Origin of the sequence: Paenibacillus sp. UASWS1643 (genome assembly GCF_008693195.1) — a bacterium.
GTDB classification, from domain to species: domain Bacteria; phylum Bacillota; class Bacilli; order Paenibacillales; family Paenibacillaceae; genus Paenibacillus; species Paenibacillus amylolyticus_B.
The window spans coordinates 79,357-94,650 of sequence record NZ_VXKZ01000105.1; the positions used below are offsets into that span (position 1 = coordinate 79,357).

Annotated in this window: 10 protein-coding genes and 1 pseudogene; 1 reads left to right on the top strand and 10 read right to left on the bottom strand. The window is 44.5% G+C overall.

Going from position 1 to position 15,294, the window contains the following annotated elements:
* Window positions 1-55 precede the first annotated feature (55 nt).
* The 4 genes from FE296_RS11990 to FE296_RS12005 all read right to left on the bottom strand — a co-directional run bounded on the left by FE296_RS11990 (window position 56) and on the right by FE296_RS12005 (window position 5,668).
* Window positions 56-1,909, bottom strand: coding sequence for a hypothetical protein (locus FE296_RS11990; RefSeq protein ID WP_150365049.1), 1,854 nt, complete (start codon window positions 1,907-1,909; stop codon window positions 56-58).
* An 11-nt stretch (window positions 1,910-1,920) separates the two neighbouring features.
* On the bottom strand, window positions 1,921-4,212 hold the full coding sequence (locus FE296_RS11995; RefSeq protein WP_167483861.1) for a glycosyltransferase family 2 protein: 2,292 nt from the start codon (window positions 4,210-4,212) through the stop codon (window positions 1,921-1,923).
* Window positions 4,212-5,300 carry a bifunctional glycosyltransferase family 2/GtrA family protein gene (locus FE296_RS12000; protein ID WP_167483862.1) on the bottom strand — a complete coding sequence of 363 codons (1,089 nt, stop codon included), beginning with the start codon at window positions 5,298-5,300 and terminating at the stop codon, window positions 4,212-4,214. Before FE296_RS12000 ends, FE296_RS11995 begins: the two co-directional genes overlap by 1 nt.
* A 179-nt stretch (window positions 5,301-5,479) precedes the next feature.
* Window positions 5,480-5,668 carry a hypothetical protein gene (locus FE296_RS12005; RefSeq protein ID WP_190945158.1) on the bottom strand — a complete coding sequence of 63 codons (189 nt, stop codon included), beginning with the start codon at window positions 5,666-5,668 and terminating at the stop codon, window positions 5,480-5,482.
* Between the two features lie 94 nt (window positions 5,669-5,762).
* On the opposite strand from FE296_RS12005, the gene FE296_RS12010 reads away from it, so the two are divergent.
* The gene (locus tag FE296_RS12010; protein ID WP_124118674.1) at window positions 5,763-6,485 is read left to right on the top strand and encodes a YheC/YheD family protein; all 723 of its coding nucleotides are present in this window, start codon (window positions 5,763-5,765) and stop codon (window positions 6,483-6,485) included.
* An 84-nt stretch (window positions 6,486-6,569) separates the two neighbouring features.
* On the opposite strand, the gene FE296_RS12015 is transcribed toward FE296_RS12010, so the two are convergent.
* The 6 genes and pseudogenes from FE296_RS12015 to FE296_RS33750 all read right to left on the bottom strand — a co-directional run bounded on the left by FE296_RS12015 (window position 6,570) and on the right by FE296_RS33750 (window position 14,896).
* Window positions 6,570-6,911, bottom strand: coding sequence for a hypothetical protein (locus FE296_RS12015; RefSeq protein ID WP_124118675.1), 342 nt, complete (start codon window positions 6,909-6,911; stop codon window positions 6,570-6,572).
* A gap of 270 nt (window positions 6,912-7,181) precedes the next feature.
* Window positions 7,182-7,576: pseudogene (locus FE296_RS12020) on the bottom strand (DUF4303 domain-containing protein).
* 386 nt (window positions 7,577-7,962) lie between these two features.
* The gene (locus tag FE296_RS12025; RefSeq protein WP_124118676.1) at window positions 7,963-8,580 is read right to left on the bottom strand and encodes a hypothetical protein; all 618 of its coding nucleotides are present in this window, start codon (window positions 8,578-8,580) and stop codon (window positions 7,963-7,965) included.
* Window positions 8,581-8,916: 336 nt separating this feature from the next.
* A complete protein-coding gene (locus FE296_RS12030; RefSeq protein WP_124118677.1) occupies window positions 8,917-9,462 on the bottom strand; it encodes a 50S ribosomal protein L25 in 546 nt (181 codons plus the stop codon).
* 356 nt (window positions 9,463-9,818) lie between these two features.
* Entirely contained in the window at window positions 9,819-11,942 is a 2,124-nt protein-coding gene (locus tag FE296_RS12035; RefSeq protein ID WP_150365050.1) for a 5'-nucleotidase C-terminal domain-containing protein, read from the bottom strand.
* A gap of 272 nt (window positions 11,943-12,214) precedes the next feature.
* A complete protein-coding gene (locus tag FE296_RS33750; RefSeq protein ID WP_150365051.1) occupies window positions 12,215-14,896 on the bottom strand; it encodes an Ig-like domain-containing protein in 2,682 nt (893 codons plus the stop codon).
* Window positions 14,897-15,294 lie beyond the last annotated feature (398 nt).

The window sequence follows — 15,294 nt, forward strand, 5'->3', positions numbered from 1 at the left end:
ATGTATTCAATCTTACCTGACCGGATACCCGGGCAGGATCTCAACATCTATGATCTCAAGTCAACGTAAGAACGATCTGATCCCCGGAACGGGTGATTTTGTAGATACCCTCTTGCATGTCGATGCCATAATGCTTTTTGAGCAACCACTTGGCATTGAGATCCGTCTCGACGACCACTAGATAATCGTAGCCGCTCAGAAGGTTGTCCATATTATCCTCATAGAACAACACGATTCCGTCCACATGAGGAGCATACAAGAAATACTTCCCTACATATTGCATGTAGTAGTTCGTGACCTGTTGGTCCCTGTCTGAGGCGTAGAAGAGATATCTGTTATTATCCTCTTGCCCACCTGAGTACCATCGATCACCAGTAACCGCATGAATCTTGTAAGGGAGCGTTGTATCATAGCTTTGGGCGATAGACACGATACCATTGTATTCGGACAAAAGGATGGTGGCCGCAACCGCCATACAGCCGATAATGCCTTTTTGATAATGACCTTTCGTCTCAACCGTCTTAAAAGATTGATAATCAGGCACTTCACCGATCCGATAGTGGAACGAACGCTCCAGGTCGATCGCAGCGCACAACACCAGTCCACCGGCGAACAGCACCACGATACTGGACGCATAACGCTCAAATCCAGCCAGGACAATTGCTTCATCCAATGGCATGGAGAAGAGATACAACGCCAGAATACCCGCATAGTACAGTAACAGAACAACGTCCAAAGCAATCAATGCTTTCCACAAGTTCCACTTCTTCTTAAGCACAACGATGGCAAATACAGATGCTGCAATCGCGATAAGCTGGAAAATAACAATGCCGATCACTGGCCGTGTCGTCAGATCCGTACTGGCCTTGAGGAAAGTCCACAGAATATCACGCATCTGCTCTGGCGTTTTGCCGGCTTGAATCCCCGAGGTAGCCACATCGAACTTGTTATCAATCCCTTGGAACACCGTTGCCATTCGCCAGCTCCAGCCGAAGTAGGGAATCAGCGCACCACAGATCGTACCCACTACAGCGAGCGCTGTTTTCCAACTGAGCTTTTGCTTATGTTTTAGCCATGTATACACTAGGAAAATCAGACCGATCGCGGCGAAAATAATTCCTGTGCTTTTGATGATGGTCAGTAATCCCGCAAGCGGAAGAACAACAATACATGCTTTTTTGATCTCATTACGATATTGGTAGATCACCGCCAGGATTGCGAGCGCGTAGATCGGAAGCAAGAAATCCACGAGCAGATTGGTGATCCGAATCGTAAGATTGAAAAAAGAAAGTGTAGATAATCCGAGGCCGAGAAAAGCGTACAGAAGAAAGCGTTTCTTCTCCGAAACAATGCCAAACATGGCATAAAAACAAGAAAAGATAAGCAGACCTTGTGCCAAAAGCATCACGGACTGGGAGTGCCCCATGAAGCGACAGACATAATAAATAAACGACGAAGTCCCCAGCGGATAGTTTTTAAAATCAATCAGGTTGGAGTCTGGCGTCGGAAAGGCATCTGTACTCAACATCTGCTTCAATACGATAGCCCAGTGTGAGAAATTATCGTAATGTGTTAATTGGTTCTGAAAGAGTACCAGCAAGAAAACAAAAGTCCCTGCCAGGAATGAAAATTGGAATATGGAAAAGGACATACGTAATGATGCCCCTCGGCGCAGCCTGAGAAACAGCATTCCCCCATACAAAAGTAAACCTACAATTAGAATGACAAGGCTGCCCGTAAAGAGCTGCCCTGCCAAACCACACAGAAAAACAAAGCAGGCAATCGAGGAAAACACAAATACAGGGATGAACTCCCAACGTAGTGATAGTGCCTTCCGTACAAACTGCATATAACCAAGAAAGGAGAATATCAATAAAACTCCCATCACAAAATGAAGCACAATGAGCATCTCTATCTCTCCTAACCCTCTCTGGTGGAACGATCGGAATGTGGCTGAATCAGATCCGTCAGCAATTGGTCGATCAGGCCCTTCTCCACAATATCATCGATATTCTCCACCGAGAGAAGCACTTCGCGCTCACGGGCTGTCGTTTTTCCCGTATGTTGCAGAATGACTTCAATATTACTCTTCGTATAAAAAGTAACCACCGCTCCTGCCGCAATATCACCATGGAAACCCGTCGCGGAAAAGAAACGATAATTGAAGCTGCGCAGCGTACAGCTAGCATCATTGGTGAAATGAACTGGAAGCTGAAGGGAAAGCCGCGGCATTTTTCGCTGATCTGATCTGGGTTGAACAATCCGTTTTTTCACATTGCGTAACATATCGTCATAAGCCGTATCCCACAGATTCATCTGCTCTGGCAATGAGTGTTTACGGTCGTAGATGATTTGCATGTATTGGCGGTTATCATTCTCATCAATCGGCTGAACCGTTGCGGAGTAACGCCAGCCCTCTCCATCCTGTTTCACATAAACGATGACTGCATCGAGATTGGCCTCATACCGGTCGGTTTTGACGACCAAAGAGATGATTTTCTGTTCAGCCAAATAAATGGGATAAGGAACATAGAAGGCAATACCTTGCTCAGATACATCCACCGTCTTGGCCTGATATCGCAGATTGTTGGCTTGGTCGTGAATCGTGACATCTTCCTGCGCCCGAATCCGTTCTGTCTCCCGATACGCACGACGGCCGATCATGAAGAACAGGGCATAACACAGCGCAATCATGTTATGAATCAGCCAGAAAATAATGATACTGCTGAAGAACAATGCAATGCCGTACTTGCCATTGACATACCGAATCACGGCTGCAATGGAAAGCAACAGCAAGAAGATATGCGGAAGTGCATATAACAGAGCAGACATCCATTGTCGACCGCTTGCTCTGCTTTTGTTGGTAACCTTGAATTTTTTCTCACGAATACCCAGCGTCTCCAGGAGAACCGGCCAGATCAGATAAGGCATAAATATGGTATCGATAACCTGACTCCAGCGCTGATTCCGAATATTGCTGGACAGATATCGCATGGATACACTGTAGAAGAAATAAGATGGAAGCCAGAATATTAAGATTTGCCAGAAGGTTGTGTTCACAATCTGGAAGTCGAATAACGCAAATAAAATAGGTGCCAAAATGAAAATCAACCGATTAAAGAAGGACCACCAGTATAAGAAACTGCTTAAGTAAGTCACTCTCGTCCAGAAAGGAAGCTTCCCAGACAAGGGTGCACGCGTATTCTGCAGGCTCTGAATGATACCCCGTGCCCAACGAATCCGCTGCTTAATCATGCTCTTCACTGTTGTTGTTGTCTGCCCGGCAGCTTGAACCTCTTGAGTGGCATAGGTAATGTAACCTTCCTGCTGCAAGCGGATGCTTGTCTCAAAGTCTTCGGTGATCGTATTGAGTGGAAAACCTCCGATGTCTTCCATGCCCTGCCGGGAAATGATCGTATTACTTCCTGTATAGGCTACCGCATTGGAGGCATTACGCAGGATGTTCACTTCTCTGGAGAAGAAATCCTGTTCATTCGGAATGCCTTGCTCTGCATACAGGTTAAACTGGAATAGATCCGGATTGTAGAAGCTTTGCGGGGTCTGTACCAGACCAAGCTTGAACTTAGGGTCCATCTCGTCCTCTCGGCGAGGACGCCATACCTCATTCTCCTTAATAAACGTGGAGAGCATGAAATAGGGTACCGTTTTCATCAAAAAGGTGTGCTGTGGAATCATATCCGCATCAAACGTTGCAATGAGCGGCGAAGAGCTTTTGCTCAGTGCATTGTTCAGATTACCAGACTTGGCATCCTTGTTTCCGGGGAACCCCAGATATCCCACGCCAAACTGTTTGGCAAGCTCCTCCACCTCTGGTCTCGCTCCATCGTCACAGAGATAGATATGAACCTTCTGCTTGTCCGGGTAATCCATGAACGTACAGGCATTAACGGTTTTATATAACAGATCAACAGGCTCATTATGCGTAGCAATAAATACATCCACATCCGGATAATACTCCGGCGGAACGATTGGAAAATCGAGCTGTGTACGTTCTTTTTGCATCTTTTGAAAGAATAATTCAAAGGTTGTCAGTACGGTGACCGTTTCAGCCACAATCAACAGCATACCAAAAATGACGTTCAGAACGCCCTCACCCCATGGCAATGTAAAGAACGTACGCCACACCAAATAAATCGACATCAGGATCATCGTGATGACAAAAAAGATATTCTGCCTTTTTTCGTTTTGCACTACAACTGCTTCCTCCTTGCTGCAAATACCCATCTTCGCTGCAATTGGAAACTGAGCAGGAACAGCAAGGCATCACAGACGAATTTCGCCAATTTCTCATCTACGAAGAGAACGGTATGGAATATATATACACCGGTACTGGACAGCAAGATCACTACTCCGCATAACGTTAGATAGCGCCATAGACTTCCCTGGCTATCCTCCTTGCGGAATACAAAGTGTCTGTTCAGTACATAGTTGACTACAATGGAAATAACTCTCGCAATCACGGTTGCAAGCAGAATTCTTAAATAGTGCTGCTCACCCAACACGGGCCGCAACGCGTCTATTAAAAACCAGGCAATGCCCAAATCCACAACAGAACTGGCCACCGATGATGAGATGAACCGCAGGAAATTGGAGAACAACACCCCCATGACCCGAGCACTATCCTGGATCGCTTTAAAATGAGTGCCCGCATTGCCATTCTCATAAATGACTTGGATTGGCATGGTATGAATCGGTATCCCAGACTGAATGCACGAGATGAGCATCTGCAGCTCATATTCAAATCGAGTGCCGCGAACATCCTGCATAAACGCAAGTAACCCTGGACCGAAGGCACGAAGCCCAGTCTGGGTATCTGACAGTTTTTTACCATAGAGCATGGCAAAAATAAAGGAGGTCATCCGATTGCCTAACAGGGACTTTGGCGGTATATTCCCCTCACTGAAGTTCCTTACCCCGAGCACCAATGAGTCCGGATGAAGCCTTGCTTCTTGGGCTATGCGGTATACATCCTCAGCTGCGTGTTGTCCATCTGAATCAGCGGTTACGACGAAGGAAGATGCGTCGAATTGTTGACCAATATACTCAAATCCGGTCTTGAGTGCCGCACCCTTCCCCTGATTTTCCGTATGTGTCAGCAGAGCACAACCGTTCTCACGAAGCTCCTCGAAAATCGACTGGTAGACATCACCAGATCCGTCGTCCACAATAACAATATTCGTCAAGCCATACTCTCGCAATTGTCGTACATAGGCTGGAAGTCTCTCATCCGGTTCAAGCGATGGAATGAGGATGATCGTTTCGCCGTTTTGTTTACCCATAATCATCCTGATAAGCCTCAATTCGACATATTTTTGCAAAATCTTTTTTGAATATTGTGAGTATAACATCGAAAAGGGATACAGTAAACGAATAACTTGTCTATATATTGGTAAAAAAGTTGCACTCTTTTATAAGCTAATTCATAGGTGAAAAATACTAGTTGAGGGTTAGTCTAACACTACTCGAACAATTGCACATTCGGCTCTCGTTTCAGCCCATGTACCAGCATGGCATGCAGTTGTCCACGGTGGTGATAGAAGTGCGCCTGCGTATCCAGAAGCCACTCGAAGCGTGAATGAATGCCTCCCCAGAATGCAATCGTTTCTCGTAATAGTTCATCTTCTGTCTCCATCGACCGATTGGACATGCTTCGACTTACAAATCTAGACGGATGGCCACTTATGCGAATCACGAATTTGAATTAGAATTACCGTAGACGATTGAAAAAGGCTGTGGTTCCAATGTTATTCGAAAGAGACAAATGGTTGCAGTATGGCATTCTGCGCGATGAGCCCTCTCTTGCAGAACGGTTGCCAGAAACACAGTTGCTTGAAAAGGATACGCTAACGGAGATGCTTCTTCAATATCCCAGCGTTGTACTGAAGCCTCGCAATGGGAGTTACGGAAGGGATATCCTGTTCATTAGACGCGACGGGGCAAAAGCCTATCGTATTCAAAATGAAAATAACACGGTCACCATGAGAGACAACGATCAGTTACTCGAATGGCTCGAACAAACAAACAAAAGTGATGAATATATTGTCCAAAAGCGTCTGCAGCTTGCTCAAATTAAACACAGGCCGTTCGACATTCGGATCATGGTTCAGCGCAAAAAAGGCCCCTCGTCCACTTGGAACGTGACAGGTTCCTATGCTAAAGTTGCGGCACGAGGATATCAGGTTACCAATGTGAATAACCGCCCCATTCCAGTGCTTAAGGCATTAAAATTGGCTCGAATTGGAGATAGGCGCTTGCTTGTCAAAGCGGAACAAGTTGCACGATTAGCCGCGATACGATTGGGAGAGCATTACCCCATGCTTAGACAAGTCGGGTTCGATATTGCCGTCGACAAGAAACGGCGAATTTGGATCATCGAAGGAAACTATCAACCGGATTTGCGCCCTTTCCGACGTATGAAAGACTCCTCAATGCACCGCAGAATATTATGGTACAAGAAACATTAAAACGAAAAGAGACGACCTGCCTGCTAGCCCGGGCAAGTCGTCTCTTCATGTTTCGTACCTAATCTCGATATTAACTCTCTTCGGTTATTTCCGGCATTTTCTAATCGCACTTGTAACACGTGTCACTCGGAACTGATTTACCCCTACCTGTATAATGGCGAACTGGCTGTACGACGTACCAGAAGAGGTATACGGTTCAGCCTCAATATTTCCACTCGGTGTTCTAACCGTCGCGGTGATTCTAGTTATCAGGCACACACCACGGTCGGAAGATCTCCAAGTCTCGTCACGCTGAACACTATATCTATCGTTGCTACAAAAGATGGATGCATACTCCACTACTCCAATCGCATTAAACGAAGTAGAGTTATAGATCTGAACAGGGTCATAACCACCTCTAGGTGCTTCAGGTCTTCTATTTCCCATTCTCAAAACCTCCTTTTTTATTGATAGTCTATTAAATGCAATTGAATGGTTTTGGTAAGGTATAGATGTGGACAAGGTAGAAAAAGTGTGTTTGTACAGTGGTAGAGGGAAACTAGTAGCTTGATGTCATGACTCAAACACAAAAAAACCACCCTTTACTATACCAAGGTGGTTTGCAAATTATAGAACTACTGTCAGTATCATCTTATTGGCCAATTGAGTCGAAACGATATATCATAGACGGTCAAAACTCCCCACATGCAGATGCTACTATTCTGCCGCTTCCGCCAACCATGCTTGCATAACCGGAGATTCTTCCCGATTCAAACGTAAGGCGATTTCAGTATTGATCTCATCCGGCGGTATGACTTCAACAAGGACACATACGGACTCTCGCCGTTGATTTAAGGCAAATATGCCTTTATCATTGAGCATTTTCATCGCCAGCTCCATGGCGTTCAGCCTCACATCCAATTCGCGATTCCAATCATCACTCTCCATTTCCGCAATGAAAGGACGCTTGTTATATCGTTGTTTGACACCGTCAAAGTGATCATCCCCAAAACAACATAGGGCGAATCCGCATACGACCATTTGATGAGATCTGCAATCGTGGATACCGGCGTATCACTTTCCTCTGCTTGCCTAGCTGATTCCAACGCCAAAGCTTCCCACGACCATGCAGAGATGCTTGGCGCATGTCCCTCGCCAGTAGTGTATTACGTACAATAATAGTAACGTTCCCCATTTCATTCGTTGATCATTTGCCCCTTCGATATGAATTGGCTATTTGGACTAGATACCAGACACCTGCACCCACAAGGGCAGCAAACACCAAATTAATGCAGCCGAACACGATGAGTGACTTTGCTTGGCCTGGACCCATCCGGAAAGCGGTAACAAGCTGGAAGACAGCAGGTAGCAAAAATGCCAACCAGGAGACGGTTATAAGCTTTTCTGTCCTGAAGCTCCACCATACTGCTGAACATGAGGCAACTAGCAGTACCCAGGTACAGATAAGCTTTAGGGCGAACATCATTCCGTCCCCCTCCTATCTGCCATGAATCACAAGTCTATATTTACCGAATATCCACGATTGGCTCAAGTCGTGGACTGCATCATGGCTTATACGCACAGAGGGCTTCTGCTCCTTCATCGCATCTGCATCAAGGGCTGAGAAGCGAAGGGGTTTAGTTATTTTTTTGATAGAGTCTCTTATTTCATCGAAAAACGCATAAGTTGCCGGTTTATGTTCCCGGATATCCTCATATATATAGTACTTTCCTTTTTCATCTTCCAAATTAACTTGGAATCCTTTCGGAAATGAAAGTAAGATACACGGCAGTTCATCCTCTGCCCATTGTCCATGATATGGAAAAGAAACCCCTTCATTTCTCACAAAAAATCCTGAACTTTCTTGATCCGATGCAATAGAAATAGAGTAAACAAAGAAGGGATGGATGTCATCTCTCTTTTCTCCTGCCACAAAATACTGATAGAACGTCTGATACTCCTCGTACACCTGATTATAATCATGCTCTGTTCGGGCAGCATTGGTACGATAGAATTGCGCTTGCCGATGCTCCAAAAGCTGCAAAAGGCTTTTAAACTCTTCAGGAGTGATGAAGAATCTCAGTTTATAGAATCCACTATGCTTTAATTTGTCCATTTCTTTTCGCTCACCGCCCTGTTTAGAAATGTTATGCCAATGACCTTAGCGGTTCAGGTTCAACTATATATGTATCTTATTTCCATTATAGTGATTACCTTTCCTGAGTCTACCTACTTTACACCTGAATTTTGCGAGTGAACTTTGAAAGGGTAACGAAATATCAGGATCATTTGCGCCTGTACGCGAGCAAAAGACATACGTGACGTGAATTCCAGACTACCCACCTTGTGAGGATGGAAGCACGCGACACCTCGTAATCAACACAAATTAGCCGTACGGATTATCACCCGTACGGCTAATTTTGAATTATTCAGCTTTGAAAATTTGGAATTGTTAAGGTTTAACTACAGAGAGTAGAGACTCATTCCCCTCAGAGATCACCGTCACATCTGGTGCAAACGTAGCATCACTTACATGTAGCGTTTCTCCAACTTCCATAGCACTAATGTCAAATTCAATCGACGTTGGCAAGTGTCTCGGCAATGCCTCCACTTCAATAGAAGATAATTGAACTTGCACGACTCCGCCCTGCTTTGTGCCAATCGGCGTGCCATTGAACTTGACAGGAATTTTTGTCCGCAAGATCTCATTGGTCTGCACCTGTTGAAAATCCACATGAATCAAATCTCGTGTAACCGAATCCCGTTGAAGGTCTTCCAATAATACGGTCAATGAGCCTTTCTCTTCAAACTGCAATTCAATAAAACCAGACGCTCCATGCTTCAACCATTTTTGAAATTCTATTGTTGGAATATGAATCATCTCATTCTCCGTATTTTTGCCAAACACAATACCTGGCAAACGCCCGGATTTACGTAGATCCTTAAGTCGAGAAGAATTTAATGGAATGCGGGTCTCCGCCTGAAAACTAGTAGTCATGCTATGTTCGCTCCTCTTTATTAAATGATATTTTCACATTTTTCATACGCATCCAACCATCCCCTGTTGGGGCTAAAGAGAGAAACATAGCATCACCACCTCCATATACGATCCAATTGATTTTAAAATACATTTAATGTAAGCACCCATGATATACATGAAGGCACTCTACTCGGAAGAGTAGAATGCCTTTGGGTTGCCTCAACCCTATCATAGAAACACTCTTTTGTCGATCAACCTGAAGTAAATGATAGAGCATCGTCTACCTCTTCCAGACGCCATATGGAAAAAGGAAAAGGGGCTCTTCCTTTACCAGGAAGAGCCCCTTTTAATATAAGGTTTGAATAAGTTCTACATTATGAAGCTTTTGCTGCAACAGCTTTTTCAATCAATGCTTTTGCATCGTTAGTAGTCAGACCTTGTTTAGGTTGAAGTGATTTTTTATCTGTTCCAGCAAAAATACCTTTGTCAATCAGTTTTGCCATAGGTTTAATTGCATAAGCAGACACGGATTTACCATCTTCAAAACTAGCAATAATCGTAGCAGCATCTTTATCAGTCGCTTGATCTTTTACCAATTTAGCAAGAATGGTAGCAGCTTCTTCACGCGTGATATCCCGATCAGGATAGAAGTTTCCACCATAACCTTGAATGAATCCAGCATGCGTAGCTTCAGCAATCGCATCTGCATATGCAGCATTAGCCGCAACATCCTTGAATGCAGGTGATGTAGCTACTTCGTTAAGTTTCAACATGTCGACCAGAGCACTTACAAATTCAGCACGAGAAATGACTTCTGTTGTTACAGGTGTTTCTGTTGGCTCGGTAGATGCAGCCAGGTTTGTGATACGTCCTTCATTTTTAGCTTCGATGCTACCGCCTTTATACGTGTCTACGATGTATTGGTAGAATACATCCAGATCGATAGGACCTGCCAGGGATGATTTAGCATCCAGCAGCACTTTATAGTTATCTCCACCTGCAGCCATAAAGTTGTTAACTACAGCCGTATATGTTTTTGCAGGATCAATCGTTGTTCCATCTTCCAGACTGAGACCAGTAACGCGTTCTGCGACCGGCTTATTGAAATCTGCAGTGTATTTTAAACCAGAGATTTGGAGTGTTTTGGTATTAGGTGTACCGTCAGCATTGGTACCCCATTGCTGCTGCAACAAGGTTTTAACCTGTTCGCCAGTCAGCTCCAGTTTTACTAGAGTATTACCAAATGGTTGAATTTTGGCAAGATCAGCAAAGGTCACATCGCCTTGTGGCAGATCCGCACGAATACCGCCTGGATTCATAAATGCAAAGTCAGCAGCACTGGCCTTATCCCCAAAGTCTGCTTCACGCATTGAATCTGCAATGAGGTTACCCAGAGGGGCTTCGTTATTATAAGCATCTGTACGGGTAACAGAACCATCCGTTGTACCTACTGGCTTTGTCAGCTCAGGATGCTTGTCTAATGATTTTTTAATAATAGCTAAAGATTCAGGGTCTTCTTTTACGCCCTCTTGGAAAGTCGTTGTAACAGTCGCTGATTTTTCAGTTACATCCCCGGTGGCAGGATCAATCATCAGCTTGATATCTTCAAACGCCGTACCATAGGAATAAGCCTGAACGATCAACTTTCCATTCACTACACCGTTAGCCAAAGCATGATTGTCACCTGCAACGATAACGTCAACAGGGGAGTCCGCCGGTAAAGCTTTTGCCAGATCGGCTGCTTCTCCAGTGGTTACGCCTTCTTTGGTTGTTGCTGGATCATGTGCCAAAACAATGATCGTTTCTACACCCTTATCTTGCAATTCTTTTGCATATTTATTAACGGCTTCAACTTCTTCTTCTACGCTTAAGAAGCGCACACCAGCGGTACCCGACGGGGATACTTTAGCAGGAGTGGACTTCGTCACTAGTCCGATGAATCCAATTTTGACTCCACCCACTTCTTTAATCACATAGGGCTGAATCAATGTTTTTCCTGTGGCAGTTTCAATCACGTTTGCATTGACGTAATCAAATTTTGCACCGGCATGCGTTACCTTGCCTTCTTTTGGATCAAGGCCACCAAAGATCTGTGCCTTTAAAGCAGCGACACCTTGGTCGAATTCATGATTCCCTAAGGATCCTACATCAAAGCCCATCATATTCATCCATTCCATGGTAGGCTCGTCACGATCCAAAGATGAGGCTGGAGCAGATGCACCAACAGAGTCCCCATTATGGAAGAGTAGGGAGTGTTCATATTTGGCTTGAGCTTCTTTGAGATAGGTTGATAGAATTGGAGCCGTTCCTGCCTTCTTATCACCCACGATTGATGTGGTATCTAACTGACCGTGGAAATCATTGATTCCAATCAAGTGTACTTCTACATCGTTACCTGCGGCAGAGACAGAACCCGCTGCGCCCAATAGTTGCGTGAGTAATAGTGCGGCAGTAGCTACACGCAGTGTGCTTTTGCCCAAAACTTTTTTCCAAAACATGAATGAAAAAACCCCTCTCCAATTTTAGATCCTGAGATATTTTACCATAGTTCAATTCATAAAAATCATTAAATATATAAAATTGATGTAAAAAAGTTGGGAGATTGATAGAGAAGAGGTTACGTTCAACATAGTACACTGGCTAAAGAAAAGGCACCCTGCAGGGTGCCTTAGTTTCTTCATATAATAGCTCAAAACACTCAGACTCAAGGTATCTTTCACTCCAATTTGCTTTCCTCTCTACAGAGTTAGAGATGTTTCTCGGTTAACCACTATTCCGCTTTGGTTTTATCTAACATGTTCATTAATATAACAACAGCCTCTGCTCTGGTGGTTTGTGCTTTAGGTTTGAATTCGTTGTTACCCATTCCTTCTACAAGACCAAGTTCCTTCAGAGTTTCCACAGAGGTTTTCGCCCAAACAGGAATAGATTTGTCATCTGCAAAAGACGTTGTAGCATTGTCTATATTAGATACCTTGAGTGCATTCGCAACCATCACTACCATCTCGGCACGTGTGATATTGGCGTTCGACCGGAACGTGTCGTCTGGATAACCGCTAATAATGCCTTCTTGCACGGCTTGCGAGACTGCCATTTTGGCCCAAGCTCCGATCTCGGTTTTATCTGAGAATACCAGTTCCACTTCTTCTTTTTGTGAATTCAACGCACCCATCAGCATGACTGAGAACTCGGCACGTGTGACGTTCTTCCCCGGATTGAACGTTCCATCCGGATAACCGTTGATGATGCCGTTGCTTGAAGCCTGTTTAATTCTTACTTCAGCCCAATGTCCCGAGATATCGCTAAAACCAGGTTCCGTGGTGGGTTCAACTGGATTATTCAAGACCGGCTTTCCGCTGGTTTTGTCTACAACAAGGACGGCGAACTTCGTAAAGTGATTGACCTCGACTATGATTTGGTTCCCTTTTATAATACCTCCATCTACTTTCTCCCATGTCTTGTTCGCTTCATCAAAATAAAAAACAGCTGCCGAATGATGACGCTCAAGACCTGTTGAATCAAAGGTAAATGTCAGTTTTACTGGTACGAGGAAGTTCTCCGTAAAATTCTTCAGAAGTTCAAATACCGGGCTGGCCAGAATTTCTTTATGTGTTAGCAAAGGTTCCGTATTGGAAACTTTATCAATGGATAATGTCAGCTCGCGAGATGATGCCCCTGCTGGAATTGAGATTTGAATCTCTTTGCCCAGGCTAACCAACCCTGACTTACCAATCGGAACGGTTATTTTACCCGTTGTTGATTTGACTGTATTGTCTATCGGGGCGATTGGTGCAGAAGAACTGCTCGGACTTGTTGTTTGTACCGGCTGTACAGTAAAAACAGAGTACGGATTCGACTCCGTTATTCCCTCTCCTGCGTTACCTGCACCATTGGACACTCCCGTATTTTGAAGGGTGATGACATTGAGCGATTTGCTCACATTCGCTTGCGGGGTTAACGTTGCTGTCCACGTCACTCCCCCATCGGTTGAACGGACAGTATTCAGTGTACCGCTTGCGATCGTCAGATCTGCGTTATTAAAACCTGACACTGCCTCAGAGAATGTGATTGTTACCAAGGATGTTTTGCCAAGAGTAAGCATTCCATCAGCTACAACAATCGTTGCCGTTGGTCGGGAGGTATAGACTGCGTAATTATTCGAAGCAGTAGTTCCTGTGCCTGCGTTGCCTGCCATATCGCTAATGCCCGAATTATCAAGCGTGATGACATTGGTTCCATCATCAATTCCTACAGTTGGTATCAATGTCGCAGTCCATGTAACCCCCTCATCAGATGTATGCACAGCACTCAGCGTGCCGTTTGCAACAGTCAGGTCCTCATTGGTAAAGCCTGTAATTGCTTCCGAAAACGTAAAGGTGACCTCTGATGTCTTGCCGGCGGTCAGGATCATATCGGCGACGTCAATCGTTGCCGTGGGTCTGACCGTATCAATGGCGAAGTTATTGGAATCCGTTGTACCTATACCTGTTATGCCACCTTGATTCTCTATACCCGTATTATGGAGTGTAATCTTGTTCGTTCCGGCAGTGATGCCGGGAGTAGGGGTCAATTTTGCTGTATACGTAATATTATCGTTCGTAGCCAGATTGTTAATGTTTCCATTCGTCACCACAAGGTCGGCAAGCGTAAAATCGGTCACTGCTTCAGAGAATGTGAAGGTCACATCAGACGTCTTGCCAATATTCAACGTTGTATCGGCTACGACAATCGTTGCCGTTGGCCGGGCGGTATAGATCTCATAATTATTCGAAGGCGTTGTCCCCGTGCCCGTATTGCCTGCATTATCACTAATGCCCGTATTATCAAGCGTGATAATGTTGGTTGCATCGGTGATACCAAAAGCTGGCGTTAATGTCGTGGTCCATGTTATACCTCCATCGGAGGAACTAAGGCCACTAACCGTACCATTCTCAACTATTAGGTCGGCAACGCTAAAGCCGGTCACTGCTTCGGAAAATGTGATGGTGATCAGTGATGTCTCCCCAGCGGTAAGGACCGTATCGGCTACGACAATGGTTGCTGTCGGTCTTAATGTATCAATAGTATAATTACTCGAAGTGGACGTGCCCACACCTACAATACCGCCTAGATTCATCACACCTGCGTTGTCCAGGGTTATGACGTTGGTTGCATCTGTAATATCTGGTTTAGGTGTGAGAGTTGCGGTCCAAGTAGTGCCTCCATCCGAAGATGACGGTGCAGTCAATGTAGCATTTGGAACCGTTAAGTCTCCAGTATCCAACCCTTGTACCGCTTCCGAGAAAGTAAAGGTTACCTGTGATGTGCTGCCAATTTTCAGCAGCGTGTATTCCATCGAAATCGTTGATGTTGGAGCCGCGGCATACACCTTATCTGATACTTTGAGACACAACAATCCTGCCATTAGGGATACCACCAGAACAATAATTCCAATCTTCTTCCTTAAATACATATGACCCTCCTCGTATCTTTCCTCTGGATGAAAAAAATCATCTGAAACTCTTTTGAAATACTTCAATTTTAATCTAATCAATTCGACACATACGTTCGAATTCCTACACCCACAAATAAAAATAAATCGTTCCCCAAGCTGAAATTACGAACCGTAAGTCGAGATCGAAACCAGTAGCATTATTCATTGATGTCTTCCTCTATTGAACAGATAGATTTTCATAGAAAATAATGTATTTTATCTTTTTAGTTGCTATAATGGAATAAAAAGTAATATATCCATTTACATATAGTGCATTGAAGCAACTAATTTTGTCTATTAAAGGAGGTGAACCGGAGAGCATTGTATATCTGATTTCCCTTTAATTATCATTGGGGGATGTGTTGATTGCTCTTTCA

Excerpts from the sequence above, each read along its gene's own strand:
- FE296_RS11990 (WP_150365049.1), bottom strand. The coding sequence starts at position 1,909 with ATGCTCATTGTGCTTCATTTTGTGATGGGAGTTTTATTGATATTCTCC.
- FE296_RS12000 (WP_167483862.1), bottom strand. The coding sequence starts at position 5,300 with ATGGGTAAACAAAACGGCGAAACGATCATCCTCATTCCATCGCTTGAA.
- FE296_RS12005 (WP_190945158.1), bottom strand. The coding sequence starts at position 5,668 with ATGTCCAATCGGTCGATGGAGACAGAAGATGAACTATTACGAGAAACG.
- FE296_RS12010 (WP_124118674.1), top strand. The coding sequence starts at position 5,763 with ATGTTATTCGAAAGAGACAAATGGTTGCAGTATGGCATTCTGCGCGAT.
- FE296_RS12015 (WP_124118675.1), bottom strand. The coding sequence starts at position 6,911 with ATGGGAAATAGAAGACCTGAAGCACCTAGAGGTGGTTATGACCCTGTT.
- FE296_RS12025 (WP_124118676.1), bottom strand. The coding sequence starts at position 8,580 with ATGGACAAATTAAAGCATAGTGGATTCTATAAACTGAGATTCTTCATC.
- FE296_RS12030 (WP_124118677.1), bottom strand. The coding sequence starts at position 9,462 with ATGACTACTAGTTTTCAGGCGGAGACCCGCATTCCATTAAATTCTTCT.
- FE296_RS12035 (WP_150365050.1), bottom strand. The coding sequence starts at position 11,942 with ATGTTTTGGAAAAAAGTTTTGGGCAAAAGCACACTGCGTGTAGCTACT.
- FE296_RS33750 (WP_150365051.1), bottom strand. The coding sequence starts at position 14,896 with ATGTATTTAAGGAAGAAGATTGGAATTATTGTTCTGGTGGTATCCCTA.